We start from the raw sequence: 18964 nt of genomic DNA on the forward strand, positions 1-18964 counted from the left end.
TGTCCGGAATACGGTGGTGTCTTCGTCGGCTTCTCCGTATTCGACACCGGTAAAATACAGCCGCAATTAACAATTGTTCCGCATTGTACGGCAGCGCAGCGCGATTCTCGCAGGCGTGGCTGCAATGATCAGTCGTTGCAATCGCGCCAAGGTCGTCGGCTGCTTCTGCTTTTCTGCTGCAATGGGTGGACAGTGATGCCGAGCTTGCGTTTGAGAATTCGGGGGCGTCTCTACGCCGGATTTTCGGTTCTCGTGGTCGTTGGTTTGATCATGGCCGCGGTTGCGGTCTGGAATTTGTGGGCCGTCCAGGGCCAGATGGCGCGGCTCTCCGCGCTCTCGGACAACACCGCCCGCGTGCAGGAAATCTCGATCAACCTCCAGGCGCTGCGGCGTGCCAATCTGCGTTACATCTATGACGCCAACGAGCCGGCCTTCAAGGAGGCTGCGGAGCGGGAGGCGGCGACGGCCGAGCTGTTGAGGGCCGCGGCCAAGTCGACGGTCTCCGAGGAGCGGCTCAAGATCTACAATGGCCTCGTCGGCGACGTCGACAAGATGAAGTCCCTGCGCGAGCGCATGGGCGCTGCCGTCAACGAGACGACGAAAGGCAAGGCCACTTTGCTCGCCGGCGGCGACGAGCTCACCGCCAACACCGGCAAGCTGGTCGAGGCCGCGGGTGCAACCGGCGACACCAGCGTGACCGCCCCCGTCGCCGATCTCGAATCCAAGATCCTCCTTGTTCGTGTCTCAAACTGGCGCTTCCTCGCCGTCCGGGACGCGAAGGGGCCGGCGACCTTCAGGACCAATGTCGATCGGGCGCAGCAAGCACTCAAGTCACTTGAGGGGGCCGGTCTCCCGGACGAGGTCAAGGCCGCGTTCGGGCCGATCAAGAGTTCACTTTCGACCTACAAGGGGGCTTTCGAGACGACATCCGCCGCAATCCTCCAGGCCGATGAAATCTACCGCAATGAGATCGCCCCCTTGATCAGCGATAGCGTCGACAGGCTCAAGGTGGCGGAGACCGGATTGAAGGCCGACTACCAGAAGTCGCGCGCGGCCGCCGATGGCGTCATTGCCAGCACGACCTGGATTCAGGAAGTCGCCGGCGGCCTTGCGGTCCTGTTCGGCGGCCTCGTCGCCTTCCTGATCGCGCGCAGCATCGTCGGACCGCTGACCACGATGACCCGGGCGATGGGAGCCCTCGCCGGTGGCGATCTCAAGGTTGAGATCCCCGGCCGCGGAAATCGCGACGAGATCGGCGAGATGGCCAAGGCGATCCAGGTGTTCAAGGAGAGCATGGTCGAGACCGACCGCCTGCGCCACGAGCAGGTCGAGGTCGAGGCGCGGCAGGCGGAGAGCCGCAAGGCCGACATGCGAAACCTGGCCAATCAGTTCGAACGAGCGGTGGGCGAGATCGTCGACACCGTGTCGTCGGCATCAAACGAGCTCGAGGCTTCCGCGGGCACCCTGACCACGACGGCCAGCCGCGCCCAGGATCTGTCGACGGAAGTCGCCAGCGCCTCCCAGGAAGCCTCGGCCAATGTGCAGGCCGTTGCCTCGGCGACCGAGGAACTGTCCTCCTCGGTCTCGGAGATCGCCCGCCAGGTGCAGGAATCCGCCCGCATCGCCAGCGAGGCTGTGGGTCAGGCAACGCGGACCAACGAACGGGTCGGTGAACTGTCCAAGGCCGCCGCCCGTATCGGCGACGTGGTCGAGCTGATCAGCACGATTGCCGGCCAGACCAATCTGCTGGCACTGAACGCGACGATCGAGGCGGCGCGTGCGGGCGAGGCCGGTCGCGGCTTTGCCGTGGTCGCCTCCGAGGTCAAGGCGCTGGCCGAGCAGACCGCGAAGGCCACGGGCGAGATCGCCCAGCAGGTCTCCGGCATCCAGGCCGCGACGGAGGAGTCGGTCGGCTCGATCCGGGAGATCAGCGGCACCATCGAGCGGCTGTCGGAGATCTCGTCGACGGTTGCGGCGGCCGTGGAAGAGCAGGGCGCTGCCACACAGGAAATCTCCCGCAACGTCCAGCAGGCCGCTCACGGCACGCAGCGCGTATCGACCAATATCGGCGACGTGCAGCGCGGAGCCTCCGAGACCGGCTCGGCCTCCTCGCAGGTGCTCTCGGCGGCGCGCTCGCTGTCTTCAGACAGCAATCGGCTGAAGCAGGAAGTCGCAAAATTCCTGAGCTCGGTCCACGCCGCCTGAGCCGCAAACGCAAAAGGCCACGCGCATGCGCGTGGCCTCCAAAAGCTGCGTCGCGCGATCAGGCGACCTTCGTCGTCATGTGCTTGAACATGTTGGCGCGCGCCTCGTCGTCCATCTCGGCCTTGAAGGTGAACTTGTCCTTCAGCGCGATCGCGCGCGCCGCCGCCGGCCGCGCCGAGATCTCGTCCACCAGCCGCTTCACGTTCGGATAGCGCGCAAAGGCATCGTCGCCGAGCTTGAACGGCACCATCCGCGCCCAGCCCCACAGCGCCATGTCGACGATCGAATAGCTGTCGCCGACCATGTAGCAGCGGCCTTCAAGGTGACCGTCGAGAATCTTGTAGTGGCGATCGGTCTCGTACTGGTAGCGGTTATGGGCGTAGTCGTGGTTCTGGTCCTTCGGCGCAAAATGCTTGAAGTGCACGGCCTGGCCCGAATACGGCCCGACGCCGGTGGCAATGAACATCAGCCATGACAGCGTCTCGCCGCGGACGTTGGCGGCGGGAAGGAACTTGCCGGTCTTCTCGGCGAGGTAGAGCAGGATGGCGTTCGAGTCGAACACGATGGTGCCGTTGTCGTCGATCGCCGGCACCTTGCCGTTCGGATTGATCTTCAGATAGTCCGGCGCGAACTGCTCGCCCGTGCGGGTGTCGATCTTGACCGGCTCGAACGCCAGGCCGGCCTCTTCCAGATAAAGCGCGACCTTGGTCGGGTTCGGCGAACCGTTGAAATAGAACTTGAGCATGTTTGTCTCCCCAATTCCCTTTTTAGAGAATGAATGCAGCGTCGCGGCCTTCTGTGCCTGAACATGGCCGGGGAGAGCAACCGGCGAGTTTGCCGGGCGGTGTCTGCGCGGTACGCAGATCAGCCTGCGTAACAAAGGCCGATCGCCGCCGTAATGACGATTCAAGTCCGGCTGAGCCGTTCCCGCAGGAATTCAATGAAGCGCTGCGTCTTGGCTGGCAGCAGGCGCGTCTCGGTGACTGCGTAGACGGTGACGGGCGAGCCCTGCCATTGCGGCATGATGCGACGCAGCCGGCCATCCGCCACTTCGTCGGCCACGATCTCTTGCGGAAGAAAGGCGATGCCCGTGTCGAGCGTTGCGAGGCGGCGGATCAGTCCCACGTTGTTGAGCCGAAAACGGCCGCCGACGTCGGTCTGCTCCATCTGCGTGCCCCTGTGTAACGTCCACGCACTCACCTTCGTCATGCACAAGCATTGATGACGGGTGAGGTCCGCCGGTTCATGCGGCTCGCCGTTGGTCTCGAGATAGCGCGGCGAGGCGTAGAGATATCCCGGCATACGGGCGAGCGGCCGCGCGATCATGTGGGATGGCTCTGATTCTCCGACGCGGATCGCCAGATCGAACGGCTCCGATACGAGATCGACACGTCGCGGCGTCAGGTCGAATTCGAAATCGATGTCGGGATATTGCCGCGCGAATTCGGCGATCAACGGTGCGAGGTAGGTGTTCGCGAAATCCACCGGCAGCGAGACGCGGAGCATGCCGCTCGGCTGCGCCAGCATCCCGTCCAGTTGCTCATGCGCCAGGCGCGCCTCGTCCACGATGCGCTTGCAGCGCTCGAAGTAGATCTGGCCGGCTTCGGTCAATTCGATCTTGCGGGTCGTCCGGTTCAACAGGCGAAGCCCGATCTCCTTCTCCAACAGATCGATCCGGCGCGACAGCGTCGAATTGGGCATGTCGAGGGTCTTGGCGGCGCGACGGAAGCTGCGGGCCTTCGCGACCTCCACGAACAGCGCCATATCGTTCAACAACGCCATTTCATTATTCCATCAGTGGATCAATCAGTTCCATTTTACGGCATTTATTCCATTGAGTGGAAGGTCCATCTGCCCTTTGCTGACATTGCAGGGCAAGCCATCCATGAAACGCGTAGAACTCGACAAGAACCTGAAGGTGAATCCGCCGGCGCTCGAAGGCCTCAGGCTCGCTGGATTGAATGTGGCGGTGATCGGCGGCACCGGCGGCATTGGCCGGGCGTTCAGCCGCCAATTGGCGGCCAAGGGGGCGCGTGTCCTCGTCGTCGGCCAGACGTTCCGCGATCAGAACGTGCCGGGCATCGCATTCATGCAGGCCGATCTGAGCCTGATGCGAGAAGCCAGGCGGATCGGCCGTGAGCTTCCCGCCGAGACGCTCGACATCGTCGTCTTCACGACCGGCATCATGGCGGGGCCCAGGCGTGAGGTGACGGCGGAAGGCATCGAACGCGATCTTGCCGTCAGCTATCTGAGCCGCTTCGTCATCCTGAACGCGATCGCCTCTCGTCTTGGAAGGGACAGGGCCACGGCCACATTCAAGTCTCGGATATTCGTCATGGGATTCCCCGGGACGGAGCAGAGGGCCGATGTCGCCGATCTGAATTCGGAGCGGCGCTACAAGCGGTTCGCAGCCCACTCGAACACCGTGGCGGGCAACGAAGTGCTCGTCCTCGAGGCCGCCAGGCGCTTTGCCGATGTCGATGTGTTCGGCCTTAATCCCGGCTTCGTGAAGACCGATATTCGCGCCAATCTGTTCGGGTCGCGTGCGCTCGTCTCGCTGATCAACTGGCTGACCAGCTTCATGATGGTCGAGCCGGACGCCTATGCCGAGCGACTGGTGCCGCTCCTGGTGTCGCCTGATCTCAACGGCCGCAGCGGTGTCATGCTCAACAACAAGGCTGAGGCGATCCTGGCGAGCCCTTCGTCTGCGGAGCGATCCTATGCGACGGCGCTCATGGATGCCTCCGATCGATTGATCGCCCGTCTGGCGCCGTGAGGCCGCGCCTCGACGCTCAACTGGAATAGAGCAGGCCGACGACGGCGATGACGATCATCCCGGCGCCGACAGCGTCCAGCCGCATCGCGAGCCGCGTTGCGGCGTGCATGCTGGAGGCCCGCGCCTTGCGCTCCGATCCGCGCGCGTAGCCGTGCACGATGACGTCGTGATTGAAATTGTCGTGGGCCTCGTTGCTGCTGGCCAGCCCGACGCAGACCACCAGCACGCCGAAGATGGCGAGGCCGAAAAAGCCGAGCAGGGCGATCAGGAACATCGGAAACATGCCGAGCAGGAAGATCGGCAGCAGCGGCACCAGCAGCAATGTCTCGGACTGTCGTCGCATGGGAGCCGGACCGGTCAGGACGGGGCTGATCGGTGAAATCTAGTCCTGGCTGTGGCGGCATTCAAGGAGCCGTAGGGTGGGCAAAGGCGCGAAGCGCCGTGCCCACCGCGTCGCTTGCGGCATATTCCAAGGTGGTGGGCACGCTTCGCTTTGCCCACCCTACGGGACCGCGGAGAAAACTACTCCGCCCCGATCCCCGCACGGATCTCGGCGCGGAACTCGTCGATCAGCTTGAGACCCTTCTTGGTCTCGACATGCCAGAAGGTCCAGCCGTTGCAGGCTTGCGCCCCTTGCGCCACGGCGCCGATGCGGTGGATCGAGCCGACCTTGTCGCCCAGCATGATGGCGCCGTCGGCGCGCACGAGTGCGCCGAGCTTCTTCTTGGCGTCGAACAGCTTCGTGCCGGGCATGATCATGCCGCGCTCGATCAGCTCGGAGAACGCGACCCGCGGCGCTTCGCGCGCGGTCATGAACGGAGCGAGGCTTTCCTCCGGCAGCGGCTCGACCGCGGCGATGCGCGCTTCGGCGGCCTTCGCGTAGGTCTTGTCGCGCTCGAAGCCGATATAGGAGCGGCCGAGACGTTTTGCGACCGCGCCGGTGGTGCCGGTGCCGTTGAAGGGATCGATCACGAGATCGCCGGGTTTCGACGACGACAGCAGCACGCGCGCGAGCAGGCCTTCCGGCTTCTGCGTCGGATGCACTTTCTTGCCGTCGGCGCCCTTGAGGCGCTCCTCGCCGGTGCAGAGCGGGATCAGCCAATCGGACCGTGCCTGCACGTCCTCGTTGGCGGCCTTCAGTGCCTCGTAGTTGAACGTGTAGCCCTTGGCCTTCTCGTCGCGCGCGGCCCAGATCATGGTCTCGTGCGCGTTGGTGAAGCGGCGGCCGCGGAAATTCGGCATCGGGTTCGACTTGCGCCAGACGATGTCGTTCAGGAGCCAGAAGCCGAGGTCCTGCATGATCGCGCCGACGCGGAAGATGTTGTGATAGGAGCCGATCACCCAGATCGTCGCCGACGGCTTCATCGCGCGGCGGGCGGCAAGCAGCCAGGCGCGGGTGAAATCGTCATAGGCGGAGAACGAATCGAACTTGTCCCAGTCGTCGTTGACGGCATCGACATGGGATTCGTCGGGGCGCTTCAGATCGCCCTTGAGCTGGAGATTGTAGGGCGGATCGGCGAACACGAGGTCGACCGAACCGGCCTGAAGCTTCGACATCTCGGCGACGCAATCACCGAGGATGATGCTGTGCGAAGCGGACTCAAAATTTGTGCGGGGCGCCCTTGCAGACGCCCCGCGACGCGACACTACCATGACTCAAGAACTCTGACTCAGGCGACGCTGTCGGCGACGCGGGACCAAACAACCGACTGACCGTTACAATGGAGCGGCAAAGTAAAAATCGACTTAACCCGCCGCTTTGGTGAGCAGCCCTCGCATCACGCATTGTGCGCGTTTCGCTCTGCGCATTCGTCGTGTTTTCCAGTGTATTTCGTATTTCTTCGCGTTGCGGGAGCAGTCAGGTCGCCAAATTTCTCTCGGAAAAAATTGCACGACCCCGGAAAAAATTGCTGGCATCGGCATGCTGTCGCACTAGGCAATAATTGCCGAGCGGGATATTGATTAACGCATTGGAAATTTTACGTGTGTGGCGCGTTGAGCTTTCGCGCTTATGCGCCCAAATGACGCCAATTGAGGACTGAGGGAAACCCGCCATGCGTTATGATGATTTCCGCCGCAGCGACGACATTGAGGATCGCCGCGACGGCGGTGGCGGCATGGGCGGCGGCGGAGGCGGGTTCGGCCTGCCGATGGGCGGCGGCGGTCTGGGCATCGGCACCATCATCGTGCTCGGCCTGGTCGGTTATGCCTTCGGCATCGATCCGCGCATCCTGATCGGCGGCGCCGAGATCCTCACCGGCGGCGGCCAGGCGCCTTCCTACCAGACCGATCGTCAGTCGACCTCCGCCAAGCGCGGCGCGCCGACCGACGAGATGGGCAGCATGATCTCCGGCATCCTCGGCGAGATCGACGACCGCTGGAGCGAAATCTTCCAGGCCAGCGGCCAGTCCTACACCGGTCCGAAGGTCGTGCTGTTCCGCAACGTCACCAATGGCGGCCGCTGCGGCCGGGCAGAGTCGGCGATGGGGCCGTTCTACTGTCCGCCGGATCGTACCATCTTCCTAGACACCAGTTTCTTCCGCGAGGTCGAGACGCGCTTCCGCGGCTGCTCCGGCAAGTCCGCCTGCAACTTCACCACCGCCTACATCATCGCGCATGAGGCCGGCCATCACATCCAGAACCTGCTCGGCATCATTCCGCGCGTGACGCGGCTGCAGCAGCAGGCCGGCAGCAAGGCCGAGGCCAATGCGCTCCAGGTGAAGGTCGAATTGCAGGCCGATTGCCTGTCCGGCGTCTGGGTCAATCGCGAGTCGAAAAAGCGTCCGAACTTCCTCGAGCCCGGCGACATCGACGCCGCGTTGACCACGGCGAGCGCGATCGGTGATGACACGCTGCAACGCCAGGCCACGGGACGCGTCGTGCCCGATTCCTTCACGCACGGCTCGGCGGCGCAACGCAAGCAGTGGTTCATGACCGGCTACCAGCAAGGGACCGTCCAGGCCTGCAACACGTTCGGCAGCGGGTCGTAGTCGCCAGGACTTCGTGCCCCAGACGCAGCGCAGCGCTTCTTCAGCGGTGCGCTGCAGAGCCGGGGCCCACAATGCCGGTCTCTCAGCTCTGGGTCCCGGCTCTGCGACGCACCGCTGACGCGCTGCATCGCGTCCGGGACACGAGAGGAAGGACCAATGGCCTCGATCGACGAGTCAAAACAATTCATCCCGCTCAACATCGCGGTGCTCACCGTCTCTGACACGCGCGCGCTCGCCGACGACAAGTCCGGCCAGACGCTGGCCGACCGCCTCACCGCGGCGGGCCATCATCTCGCCGCGCGCGAGATCGTCACCGACGACGTCGAGGCGATCCGCGCCGTCGTCCGCCGCTGGATTGCCGATGCCGGCATCGACGTCGTCATCACCACCGGCGGCACCGGTTTTACCGGACGCGACGTCACGCCGGAGGCGATCGAGCCACTGTTCGAGAAGCGCATGGACGGCTTCTCGATCGCCTTCCACATGCTCAGCCACGCCAAGATCGGCACGTCGACGATCCAGAGCCGCGCCACCGCCGGCGTCGCCGGCGCCACCTACATCTTCTGCCTGCCGGGCTCACCCGGCGCCTGTCGCGACGGCTGGGACGGCATCCTCGCGGCCCAGCTCGACTACCGCACGCGTCCCTGCAATTTCGTCGAGATCATGCCGCGCCTGGACGAGCATCTGCGAAGGGCAAAGGCGCAGGGCGCGACGGTGTGAGTGCGTTGCTTTGACGCTGCTTTGCTGAGCTAGGCGCGGACCTCTTCCCTTCTCCCCTTGTGGGAGAGGGTGGCTCGCCGCGGAGCGGCGAGACGGGTGAGGGGTCTCCATCCGCACGGACCGCTCGGAGACATACCCCTCACCCAAGCGAGTTCGTATCTACTGGCGTCGCTGCCCTCTCCCGCAAGGGGCGAGGGCACAATCATGCGCATCGCGCCCGCTGCGACAGCGATAGCGACTAGCTCTTCCGCCGCAGCGAGCCCCACACCACGCGCCACATAGTCCGGCACGCTTCCGCGTGCAGCCGTCGTGCGCGGCGCTTGTAGAGATCGACGAGCTCTCCCGTGATGAGCGCGTGCCGCCGCATCAGAGATCGCGCTCCCAGGTTTCGCCGGTGAGGTTCTGGCCAAAGCTGCGATGCGGCTCGGTGGCGGTCAGCTTGAAGCCGGCATCCTGATAGATTTTTCGCGCGGCGACCAAATTGCTCTGCGTCCACAGCGTCATCCGCCGATAGCCGCAGGCGCGGGCAAAGGAGACGCATTCGGCGACCAGCCGTTGGCCTAGCCCCTGTCCGCGTGCGGCCGGATCGAGCAGCAACAGGCGCAGCTTGGCGACGTCGTCGCTGGCCTTGACCAGAAATACCGAGCCGACCGGCCGGCCCTCGATGTCGGCGATCCAGCAGCGCTCGCGCGAGGCATCGTAGGAGGTCATGTATTTGGCGACGATCTCGGCCACCAGCGCCTCGAAGCCGGAGTCGAAACCGTATTCGCTGGCGTAGAGCGCGCCGTGGCTCTGCACCACCCAGCCCATGTCGCCCGGGCGGGGCTCGCGCAGGGTCGCGCGCGGGGATGGCGTCCGCGGCATAGCGAGCAGCCGCTCGATCGTCTCCATCGCACCGGTGAGCTTGCTGCGCTCCTCATCCGGCAGCGGCCGCAGCATCGCGGCGACGTCGTCCTGGGACGAGCGTTCGAGCCTGGCGAACGCCTGGCGGCCCTTCGCGGTCAGGCTCAACTGAACCTGCCGGCGGTCGCTCGGAAGCGGCTTGCGCGCGATCAGGCCGCTCTCGTCGAAGTTCTGCACGATGCGACTGAGATAGCCGGCGTCGAGCCCGAGCGCGATGCCGATCTCCTTGGCCGACTGCTCGCCACCATGGGCCAGCTCGTAGAGCACGCGCGCCTCGCTCAGCGAGAACGGGCTCTTCAGGAGCTGCTGGTCGAGCACGCCGAGCTTCTGGGTGTAGAAGCGGTTGAAGGCGCGAACCGCCTGGACCTGGTCGTCAGCGACCTGTTCGGTCGAAGCGGGGCAGGATGGCGACGGGCTGGATGACGAAAGGGCAGATGGCATGGGTCACCTCGATAATTGCCATTGTCAAACAATTATTTGACTTTGGCAAGTATTAGATCGATGACGTCAGCCGACCATGACGATCCGGCTGCGCAGCATGGTCCGGGACGAGCGGCCGAGCCGCCGGAGCAGCCGCGCCTCGGAACGGCGGGCCTGGGGCGGGTAGCCGCCGATCCGGTCGTAATGATCGCGCGCGATCAAGAGTCCCTGATCGCCGAGGGGGCCGACCAGTTTGCGCACCACGGCCCAGAGGACGTCGCGAAACCCGGTATCGGCATAAGGCGACCGTGTGTAGCGGAACACCGCCGCGCGATCCCTGCCGCTGGTCGAGACAGCCTGGATGAACTGGGTGGTTTCCTCGATCCAGCCGGTCTCCAGCACGGCGCCGGCCGGGAGGAACATCAGCCAGGGCGAACGGGCCTGGAGCGCGCCGGCGGCAAGCGCGGCGCCCTGCGAGGATCCCTCGAAGCCGATGAAACGGCAGCCTGCAACGTCCGCCACGCGCTCGATGACGCCGTTGCGGGTGCCGTCGACCAGCAGCACTTCGCGGATGACGCCCGCGGCGGCGCCGGGCACCAGCGCGGCGAGGGTTGCGACCGCCGTCTGCTCGACGCCTTCGGTCGGTATGATGACGCTCAGCATGATTGAGGCTTCGATGTCTGCACTTCGGGAGAAGCGTAGCTTGTTATGAATGTGTCATAAACACGCGGCGTCGCCGAGTGCAACTTTTCGCCGGTGTTCCGGCATGCGATGGTAGATCGCCGCCGGTCTATCGCAGCCGAATATGTCGTGCGCGGGGTGGCCCTGTTGCCGAATGTTTCCGCGAATGTCGTTTCCGTGAGCTTCAAACGGGGGCTTTCTCTGCCGATATGATCGGGGCGAGGACGGCACGTTCCGCAAGGCTGCACCGGCAGTCTGACACAAACCTTGTGACGGGAAAAACGTGCAACGCTCGCCGCGCAAAGTGAGATAGTCCAGTGAACGCCGATCAACTTCCCGTTGGCACCACGCCAACATCGCCGAAGCCGGAGGCCGCGCCGACCCTGCGGATCCGCGCCGTGATGCTGGGCGAACGCATCAATCCGTCCGGGCTCGAGCTTGGCGCACCTGTCTCCTCGACGCCTGCTGCCTTCCGCGTCCATGCCGGGCTCGTCGTGATCTTCCGCTACGGCGTCGTGGTGCTGATCGGCCTCCTCCCTTCGGAGGAGAAGGTGCTGATCGACAGCCTGAAACCGCGGGTGACCGGCGAGCTCAGCCCTTTTGAAGAGGAGATCGCACAGGCGCAGCTCTGCAAGGATGAGAACGCCGAGGCGATCCAGCCCGGCGGGCCGATCTGCCTCGCCAAATTCTCCGACGATCGGCTGCTGATCGTTGCGGACGCGCTCGCCAAGAGCACCTCGCTCGCCCGCGACGAGCGCCGCGTCGCCGCGGTTTTCGACGTGATCGAGCCCTTCGCGCGGGGGCTCGCCGAGCAGGGCCGCACGCCGCCCCGGCGCAAGGGCATCCTGCAACTGATCGGCAATGCGCTTCTGGTCCAGCAGCGCGTCGCCGGCCGTGTCGCGGTGGCCGAGAAACCGGACGTGCTCTGGGAGAAGCCCGAGCTCGACCGCCTCTATGCCCGTCTCGAAGACGAGTACGAATTGAAGGAGCGCCTTGACACGCTTGAGCGCAAGCTCACCGCGGTCTCGGAAACCGCCAACGCGCTGACCGACATCATCGACACCCAGCGCTCGCTGCGTCTGGAAATCGCAGTCGTGGTGCTGATCGTGATCGAGGTCGTGATCGGGTGCATCCAGATCCTGTCGGGCACGCATTAGACCGGCCTGAGATCGGCCTGCACGCCACTGTGCGGGCGGGGAACCGTCGTTCATGTAGATGAACGTTGATCCAAATCAAAGGCACGAAGCTCCAGCGCACGAGACTTCGATCGGACCCGCGGTCAACGCGATGTGCAGCTGTCCGCGGCTTCCTCCCTCGAAGAAGGAGTACGCTGATGTTGCGTCAAGCTCTCATCGCTTCGGCAGCCGCAGCTATGCTGCTTGTCGCCTTCACTCCCGATGACGCATCTGCCCGCGGCGGTCGCGGCGGCGCCATGCGCGCAGGAGGTTTCCACGGCGGTGCCGTGCGGGCAGGAGGCTACCGCGGGGGCGCGGTCGCGGCGCGTGGATATCGGGGCGGTGCTGTCGCCGTGCGCGGCGGGCGTTACGGCTATCGGGGCGCTTATGCAGGGTATCGCGGATATCGTTACGGCGTCGGTGCGGCGGCAGTGGGGGCCGCGGCGATCGGCGCAGCTGCGACGGGGGCCTACTACCGCAGCGGCTGCGGCTATGACGCTTACGGAAACTATGTTTGCCCGGGCGGGTACTCTCCGTACTGAGCGGAGCGACGTAGTTGGCCCATGGTGCTCGAAGCGCTGGCGAAATCGTTTGCTTTGCGCACCATGGTCATTTCGACAGTGGCGCAGCAGCGCTGCGACAAGTCATGGCCCGACAAGTCATGGCCCGAGAAGTCATGGCCCGCTGAAATTCTCCCACGGGGGAGAAGGGAAAGATGCAGCGGTCGACCGGGCTTTCATTTCACTCGCAGCACAGCCGCGCAATGCCGAGCGATCGTCAGCTCCTCATTCGTCGGAATGACGAACACATTGACGGTGCTGCCACTGCTGCTGATCCGCTCGCGTGCCGCGTCATTCGCACCCGCGTCAATATGCACGCCGAGCCACCCGAGCCGCTCACCAATCGCGGTGCGGATTTCCTTCGCATGCTCGCCGATGCCGCCGGTGAAGACCAGACAGTCCAGCCCGCCCAGCGTGGTCGCCATCACCGCGACCTGCTGCGCCGCACGGAAGGTGAAGAGCTCGACCGCCTGCCGCGCCGCCGCCTCACGGCTCGCCAGCAGCGTGCGCATGTCGGCAGAGATGCCGGAGACGCCGAGCAGGCCTGACTCGTGATAGAGCAGGTGCTGGACATCCTCGACCGGCATCCTCTCGTGCTGTTGCAGATAGAGCAGCACGCCGGGATCGATCGTGCCGCTCCGGGTGCCCATCACGAGGCCATCGAGCGGCGTCAGCCCCATCGTGGTGTCGACGCTGCGGCCATCGCGCAAGGCGCACAGGCTGGCGCCATTGCCGAGATGCGCGATGATGGTGCGCTTGGCAATGAACTGCGGCGCGATTTTCGCGAGGCGCCCCGCGACATATTCGAACGAGAGGCCGTGAAAGCCGTAGCGCCGGATACCGCGCTCTTCATAGCGCCGCGGGATGGCGAAGCGGCTCGCGGGTGGAGCCATGCTGTGATGGAAGGCCGTATCGAAACAGGCGATCTGCGTCAGTTCAGGCCGGATCGTGCTGATGATGCCGACAGGTTCAAGGCAGCGCGGCTGGTGCAGCGGCGCCAGTGGCGTCAGTGCGTCCAGCTTTGCGTAGACGTCGTCAGTCAGCTCAACCGGGCCCGAATAATCCGGCCCGCCATGAACGATGCGGTGACCGACGGCGCGCAGGCGGTGGTCGGCAAAACGCTCCTCGATGAAGCCGAGCACGTCCGCGAACAGATGGCCGCTGTCCGCATCGGATGCTTCCCTCTGCGTCTCGAAAAGGTCTCCGCCCGCGGGGCTTTTCACCACGAGCCGCGGCTTCGCCTCTTGCTCGTCGAGCAGGCCCTTGCAGAGCAGGGCAGGCTCGGCCGCCGCGATGTCGAACAGGCCGAACTTGATGCTCGACGAGCCCGAGTTGAGGACGAGGACCGACACCGTCATGACGTCAACCCGTCTTGCCCGGCCAGACCCAGTCGCGGATTTCAGGCATGTCCTCGCCGTGTTCGCGCACATAGTGCGAATGTTCGATCAGTTTGTCGCGGAACTGCTGTTGCACCTGCGCGGCCCTGGTCGCCAGACCCGGCACGCGCGCGATCGCCTCGATCGCGAGGTGATAGCGGTCGAGCCCGTTGAGCACGACCATGTCGAACGGCGTCGTCGTGGTGCCTTCCTCGGCAAAGCCGCGCACATGCATTCCGGCATGGTTGGTGCGGTTATAGGTGAGACGGTGGATGAGATAGGGATAGCCGTGATAGGCGAAGACCACGGGCTTGTCTGATGTGAACAGGCTGTCGAAATCGCGGTCGGACAGGCCGTGCGGGTGCTGGTCTTTCGGCTGCAGCGTCATGAGGTCGACGACGTTGACGACGCGGATCTTCAGGTCGGGCAGCGCCTTGCGCAGCAGATCGACGGCGGCGAGCGTCTCCAGTGTCGGCACGTCGCCGGCGCAGGCCATCACGACGTCGGGCTCGCCATCCGCATCCTCCGTGCCGGCCCAGGTCCAGATGCCGATGCCGGCATCGCAATGCGTGGCGGCGTCCTGCATCGATAGCCATTGCGGGGCTGGCTGCTTGCCGGCAACGATCACGTTGATGCGGTCATAGGTGCGCAGGCAGTGATCGGCGATCCACAACAGCGTGTTGGCATCGGGCGGGAAGTAGATGCGGACGATGTCGGCCTTCTTGTTGGCGACGAGATCGACGAAGCCGGGATCCTGATGGCTGAAGCCGTTATGGTCCTGCCGCCAGACATGCGAGGTCAGGAGATAGTTCAGCGAGGCGATCGGTCGCCGCCAGGGCAGATGCCGCGTCACCTTCAGCCATTTGGCGTGCTGGTTGAACATGGAATCGACGATGTGGATGAAGGCCTCGTAGCAGGAGAACAAGCCGTGGCGGCCGGTGAGCAGATAACCCTCGAGCCAGCCCTGGCAGAGATGCTCGCTCAAAACCTCCATCACGCGGCCGTCTTGGGCGAGATGCACGTCGTAAGGCTCCGTCGGCTCCATCCAGACCCGTTCGGTCGCCTCGAACACGGCGTCGAGCCGGTTTGACGCGGTCTCGTCCGGACCCATGATGCGGAAGTTGCGCGCCTCGGCGTTGAGGCGGATGACGTCGCGCAAAAATTTGCCGAGCTCACGCGTCGCTTCGCCGGTGACGCCGCCGGGCTGCGGCACGTCCAACGCAAAACTGCGGAAGTCCGGCAGCTTCAACTCCTTCTTCAACAGGCCGCCATTGGCGTGCGGATTGGCGCCCATGCGCCTGTTACCTTCGGGCGCCAGAGCCTGGAGCTCGGGAATAAGCGCGCCGCTGCCGTCGAACAGCTTCTCGGGCTCGTAGCTGCGCATCCAGTCTTCGAGGATTTTCAGATGCGCCGGGTTCTCGCGACAGCCCGCAACGGGAACCTGATGTGCGCGCCAAAAGCCCTCGACCTTCTTGCCGTCGACCTCCTTCGGGCCGGTCCAGCCCTTCGGGCTGCGCAGCACGATCATCGGCCAGCGCGGCCGCTCGACGCTCTTGCGGCCGTCGCGGGCATGCTGCTGGATCGAGCGGATGCTGGCGAGCGCGACGTCGAGCGCATCCGCCATGGCCTGGTGCATCAATTCGGGATCGTCGCCCTCGACGAACAGCGGCTCGTGGCCGAACCCGCGGAACAGGTCGCGGATCTCCGCGTCGCGCATCCGTCCGAGCACGGACGGGTTCGCGATCTTGTAACCGTTGAGGTGCAGGATCGGCAGCACGGCGCCGTCATGGGCGGGATTCAGGAACTTGTTTGAGTGCCAGGACGCCGCGAGCGGGCCGGTTTCCGCCTCGCCATCGCCGACGACGCAGGCGACGATCAGGTCGGGATTGTCGAATGCGGCGCCATAGGCATGCACCAGCGCGTAGCCGAGCTCGCCGCCTTCGTGGATCGAGCCCGGCGTTTCCGGCGCCGCGTGGCTCGGAATGCCGCCGGGGAAGGAGAACTGCCTGAAAAGTTTTCGCAATCCGTCCGTATCGCGCGCGACGTCAGGATAGATCTCGCTGTAGCTGCCTTCGAGATAGGTGTTGGCCACCATGCCCGGGCCGCCGTGGCCGGGACCGCAGATATAGAGCACGCTGACATCGAGCGCGCGGATGACGCGGTTGAGATGGGCGTAGATGAAGTTCAAACCGGGCGTCGTGCCCCAATGTCCGAGCAAGCGCGGCTTGATGTGCTCCGGCCGCAACGGCTCGCGCAGCAGCGGATTGTCGAGCAGATAGATTTGCCCGACGGAGAGGTAGTTCGCGGCGCGCCAATAGCGATCGAGCAGATCGAGCTCGCTGCTCCCTGAGGCCGATTGTCGTTGATTTGTCATGTTCCTGCTGACTTTCACCCAGCGATCGTCACCAACTTTGTTCCGGTGCGATTGATCCCTGTCCGGCATCGAACAGGATCGCCGCGACCGGTGTGTTGCGTGAGGTCAAAGGACCGCGCCCGAAATTTGGGCGGCTACTGTGCATGGGGTTGTTTTTCAGTTTTTTGTTTGTGTTCTTGATTTGTTCCTTTGGCGTGCTATCTTGGCTTCATGAGTCCAGCATCCTCTCATGCTCTCAAGCACCCGCCGGTCACGGCGCCCTCCGAGCCGGCGGGTGCGGACTCTGATTTTCCCGAACTGGCGGTCGCCATCGACAAACAGCGCAGGCGAGGGCGGGGCGCCCAGTCCAATGCCAGCGGCCGCTTCGAGGCCGAGGCCCGCGTCGCCTTCGACGATGGCTGGCAGAGCCTGGAGGAGCTGCCGCCGTTCAAGACCACCGTTGGCGTCGACACCTCGCGCAAGGTGATCACCCGCAACGAATCCCCCGATATCGGCTTCGACCGCTCGATCAATCCCTATCGCGGCTGCGAGCACGGCTGTGTCTATTGCTTCGCGCGGCCGACGCACGCCTATCTCGGCCTGTCGCCGGGGCTCGACTTCGAGTCAAAGCTGTTTGCCAAGCCCGAGGCGCCTTCGCTGCTCGAGAAGGAGCTGGCCGCGACCGGCTACGAGCCGCGGATGATCGCGATCGGGACCAATACCGATCCGTATCAGCCGATCGAGCGCGAGCGTAAGATCATGCGCGGCATTCTCGAAGTGCTGGAGCGCGCCGGCCATCCGGTCGGCATCGTCACCAAGTCGGCGCTGGTCGTGCGCGACATCGACATTCTCGCGCGGATGGCCAAGCGCAACCTCGCCAAGGTCGCGATCTCGGTCACCTCGCTCGATCCAAAACTCGCGCGGACCATGGAGCCGCGCGCGGCGACGCCGCCGAAGCGGCTGGAGGCGCTGAAGCAGCTCTCGGAGGCCGGCATTCCGACCACCGTGATGGTCGCGCCCGTGATCCCCGCGCTGAACGATTCCGAGATCGAGCGCATTCTCGATGCCGCCGCCCATGCCGGCGTCAAGGAAGCCTCCTATGTGCTGCTGCGGCTGCCGCTGGAGGTGCGTGATCTCTTCCGCGAATGGCTGATGGCCAACTATCCGGACCGCTACCGCCACGTCTTCACCCTGATCCGCGACATGCGCGGCGGCCGCGATTACGACGCGAAATGGGGTGAGCGGATGAAGGGCACCGGACCGATGGCCTGGACCATCGGCCGCCGCTTCGAGATCGCCTGCGACAGGCTTGGGCTGAACAAGCGGCGCTCCAAGCTGACGACGGATCACTTTGCGAGGCCGAAGCGGAACGGCGATCAGCTCAGCCTGTTCTGACCGGGAAGCGAAAGAGGCGTAGCATGAGCCAGGAACTTGCCGCGCCGGTGCCGCGGCTCACCGTCATCACACTGGGTGTGAGCGACATTCGCGCCAGCATCGCCTTCTATGACGCGCTCGGCTTCTCGCGTCGGCTGAAGGGGACCGGCGAGGCCGTCGCCTTCTATGATACCGGTGGTCCGGTGCTGGCCCTGTTTCACTGGGATAAGCTCGCGGCCGATGCCAAGTTGCCGGACAATCCGAGGCCCGCGACCTTCCGCGGCATCACGCTCGCCTGGAACTGCGCCACGCGCGGCGAGGTCGATGCGGTTCTGGCCTTCGCCGTCGGCAAGGGCGCGGCACTGCTGAAAGCGGCGCATGAGACCGACTACGGCGGTTATTCCGGCTATTTCGCCGACCCCGACAGCCATCCCTGGGAGGTCGTGGTCGCGCCGGGCATCGAGGTCGGTGAGGACCGGCGGGTGCATCTGGCAGAGTAGGCGGCTGGTCTGAATAACGGGAATTGTCCGGGGTTCCCGGTTGCGCCGGCCGGGGCGCTTGCGCACGATCCCGGCCATGATTCGGGACAAGTCGACCAGGAAGCCGACCAAAGACGCGCCAGAGAAGGGCGCGTCGAAGAAGAATGCCGCCAAGAAGGCAGCGCTTGCGAAGGCGGCCAAGGGGGCGGCCGGTAGGCAGCGCGCCATCATCGCCGTCGCCTCGCCGAGCTTCCGCCGCGAGCGCGCGCTGATCAAGCGTGGCATCTGGCCGGTTGCCGGCTGCGACGAGGCCGGCCGCGGGCCTCTGGCTGGTCCCGTGGTGGCGGCCGCCGTGATTCTCGATCCCGACCGCATTCCGCGCGGCATTGACGATTCCAAGCGCCTGACGGCCGAGGAACGGGAAAGACTGTTCGACAAGATCTGCGCCACCGCGCAGGTGTCGGTCGCCGTCGCCTCGCGCTCCCGGATCGACCGCGACAACATCCTGCGTGCCTCGCTGTGGGCGTTGAAGCGCGCCGTGGTGGCGCTGCCCGACACGCCGCGTCATGTGTTTGTCGACGGCCGCGATCGGCTCGACACCGCCTGCGACTGCGAGGCCGTGATCGGCGGCGACGGCATCGTCCTGTCGATCGCCGCCGCCTCGATCATCGCCAAGGTAACGCGCGACCGGCTGATGTGCGCGCTGGCGCAGGACTGCCCCGGCTACGGTTTCGAGCAGCACAAGGGCTACGCCGTTCCCGAGCACCTCGACGCGCTCGACCGCCTCGGCCCCACCGTCCACCACCGCAGCTTCTTCGCCCCCGTCGCCGCCGCCCGCGCCAAGCACATGCCCTGGACGGTCGAGCCGGTGCGGGACTTGTTTGCGGTGACCGAGATGGACGTGCAGGTGGAAGCAAGCGTTGAAATTGATGCGCCAGCGGGCCTCTAGGGC

Annotated in this window: 18 protein-coding genes; 9 read left to right on the top strand and 9 right to left on the bottom strand. The window is 65.0% G+C overall.

The window, feature by feature from the left end:
* The first annotated feature begins 195 nt into the window (after positions 1-195).
* A complete protein-coding gene (locus AB7245_RS10380) occupies positions 196-2205 on the top strand; it encodes a methyl-accepting chemotaxis protein (protein ID WP_071916158.1) in 2010 nt (669 codons plus the stop codon).
* Positions 2206-2263: 58 nt separating this feature from the next.
* Here AB7245_RS10380 and AB7245_RS10385 read toward each other — a convergent pair whose 3' ends face one another.
* On the bottom strand, positions 2264-2950 hold the full coding sequence (locus tag AB7245_RS10385) for a glutathione S-transferase family protein (protein ID WP_085402536.1): 687 nt from the start codon (positions 2948-2950) through the stop codon (positions 2264-2266).
* A 161-nt stretch (positions 2951-3111) separates the two neighbouring features.
* Positions 3112-3987: a LysR family transcriptional regulator gene (locus AB7245_RS10390; RefSeq protein WP_085402537.1), complete on the bottom strand. Its 876-nt coding sequence runs from the start codon at positions 3985-3987 to the stop codon at positions 3112-3114.
* A gap of 103 nt (positions 3988-4090) precedes the next feature.
* Here AB7245_RS10390 and AB7245_RS10395 point away from each other — a divergent pair, with 103 nt between their 5' ends.
* Positions 4091-4981, top strand: coding sequence for an SDR family NAD(P)-dependent oxidoreductase (locus AB7245_RS10395; RefSeq protein ID WP_439034223.1), 891 nt, complete (start codon positions 4091-4093; stop codon positions 4979-4981).
* A 16-nt stretch (positions 4982-4997) separates the two neighbouring features.
* Here AB7245_RS10395 and AB7245_RS10400 read toward each other — a convergent pair whose 3' ends face one another.
* Together AB7245_RS10400 and AB7245_RS10405 are read right to left on the bottom strand one after the other, a co-directional pair.
* Positions 4998-5324 carry a hypothetical protein gene (locus tag AB7245_RS10400; protein ID WP_028158214.1) on the bottom strand — a complete coding sequence of 109 codons (327 nt, stop codon included), beginning with the start codon at positions 5322-5324 and terminating at the stop codon, positions 4998-5000.
* A gap of 179 nt (positions 5325-5503) precedes the next feature.
* Positions 5504-6634, bottom strand: a complete 1131-nt coding sequence (locus tag AB7245_RS10405) for a site-specific DNA-methyltransferase (protein WP_071916153.1) — start codon at positions 6632-6634, stop codon at positions 5504-5506.
* Between the two features lie 401 nt (positions 6635-7035).
* Between AB7245_RS10405 and ypfJ the strand changes: the two genes are divergently transcribed.
* Together ypfJ and moaB are read left to right on the top strand one after the other, a co-directional pair.
* A complete protein-coding gene (gene ypfJ, locus AB7245_RS10410) occupies positions 7036-7971 on the top strand; it encodes a KPN_02809 family neutral zinc metallopeptidase (RefSeq protein WP_063985124.1) in 936 nt (311 codons plus the stop codon).
* A gap of 156 nt (positions 7972-8127) precedes the next feature.
* Entirely contained in the window at positions 8128-8691 is a 564-nt protein-coding gene (gene moaB / locus AB7245_RS10415) for a molybdenum cofactor biosynthesis protein B (protein ID WP_085402539.1), read from the top strand.
* Positions 8692-8929: 238 nt separating this feature from the next.
* Here moaB and AB7245_RS10420 read toward each other — a convergent pair whose 3' ends face one another.
* The 3 genes from AB7245_RS10420 to AB7245_RS10430 all read right to left on the bottom strand — a co-directional run bounded on the left by AB7245_RS10420 (position 8930) and on the right by AB7245_RS10430 (position 10677).
* Positions 8930-9058, bottom strand: coding sequence for a hypothetical protein (locus AB7245_RS10420; protein ID WP_275552127.1), 129 nt, complete (start codon positions 9056-9058; stop codon positions 8930-8932).
* Positions 9058-10035 (bottom strand): bifunctional helix-turn-helix transcriptional regulator/GNAT family N-acetyltransferase, encoded by a 978-nt coding sequence (locus AB7245_RS10425; protein WP_085402540.1) that lies wholly within the window; start codon positions 10033-10035, stop codon positions 9058-9060. The genes AB7245_RS10420 and AB7245_RS10425 overlap by 1 nt, the downstream gene beginning before the upstream one ends.
* Before the next feature lie 66 nt (positions 10036-10101).
* The gene (locus AB7245_RS10430; protein ID WP_085402541.1) at positions 10102-10677 is read right to left on the bottom strand and encodes a glycosyl transferase; all 576 of its coding nucleotides are present in this window, start codon (positions 10675-10677) and stop codon (positions 10102-10104) included.
* Between the two features lie 335 nt (positions 10678-11012).
* Between AB7245_RS10430 and AB7245_RS10435 the strand changes: the two genes are divergently transcribed.
* Positions 11013-11852 carry an RMD1 family protein gene (locus AB7245_RS10435; RefSeq protein ID WP_085402542.1) on the top strand — a complete coding sequence of 280 codons (840 nt, stop codon included), beginning with the start codon at positions 11013-11015 and terminating at the stop codon, positions 11850-11852.
* Between the two features lie 176 nt (positions 11853-12028).
* Positions 12029-12412 carry a hypothetical protein gene (locus tag AB7245_RS10440; protein WP_071916148.1) on the top strand — a complete coding sequence of 128 codons (384 nt, stop codon included), beginning with the start codon at positions 12029-12031 and terminating at the stop codon, positions 12410-12412.
* Positions 12413-12606: 194 nt separating this feature from the next.
* Here AB7245_RS10440 and AB7245_RS10445 read toward each other — a convergent pair whose 3' ends face one another.
* Positions 12607-13788 carry an acetate/propionate family kinase gene (locus AB7245_RS10445; protein ID WP_135215914.1) on the bottom strand — a complete coding sequence of 394 codons (1182 nt, stop codon included), beginning with the start codon at positions 13786-13788 and terminating at the stop codon, positions 12607-12609.
* Between the two features lie 4 nt (positions 13789-13792).
* A complete protein-coding gene (locus AB7245_RS10450; protein ID WP_167768195.1) occupies positions 13793-16180 on the bottom strand; it encodes a phosphoketolase family protein in 2388 nt (795 codons plus the stop codon).
* 210 nt (positions 16181-16390) lie between these two features.
* Between AB7245_RS10450 and AB7245_RS10455 the strand changes: the two genes are divergently transcribed.
* The 3 genes from AB7245_RS10455 to AB7245_RS10465 all read left to right on the top strand — a co-directional run bounded on the left by AB7245_RS10455 (position 16391) and on the right by AB7245_RS10465 (position 18961).
* Entirely contained in the window at positions 16391-17554 is a 1164-nt protein-coding gene (locus AB7245_RS10455; protein ID WP_085402545.1) for a PA0069 family radical SAM protein, read from the top strand.
* 23 nt (positions 17555-17577) lie between these two features.
* Positions 17578-18033, top strand: a complete 456-nt coding sequence (locus AB7245_RS10460) for a VOC family protein (RefSeq protein ID WP_085402546.1) — start codon at positions 17578-17580, stop codon at positions 18031-18033.
* Between the two features lie 76 nt (positions 18034-18109).
* Positions 18110-18961, top strand: a complete 852-nt coding sequence (locus tag AB7245_RS10465; protein ID WP_085402590.1) for a ribonuclease HII — start codon at positions 18110-18112, stop codon at positions 18959-18961.
* Positions 18962-18964: the final 3 nt, after the last annotated feature.

Source organism: Bradyrhizobium sp. 604_D8_N2_3, assembly GCF_051810765.1.
Taxonomy (GTDB): Bacteria; Pseudomonadota; Alphaproteobacteria; order Rhizobiales; family Xanthobacteraceae; genus Bradyrhizobium; species Bradyrhizobium barranii.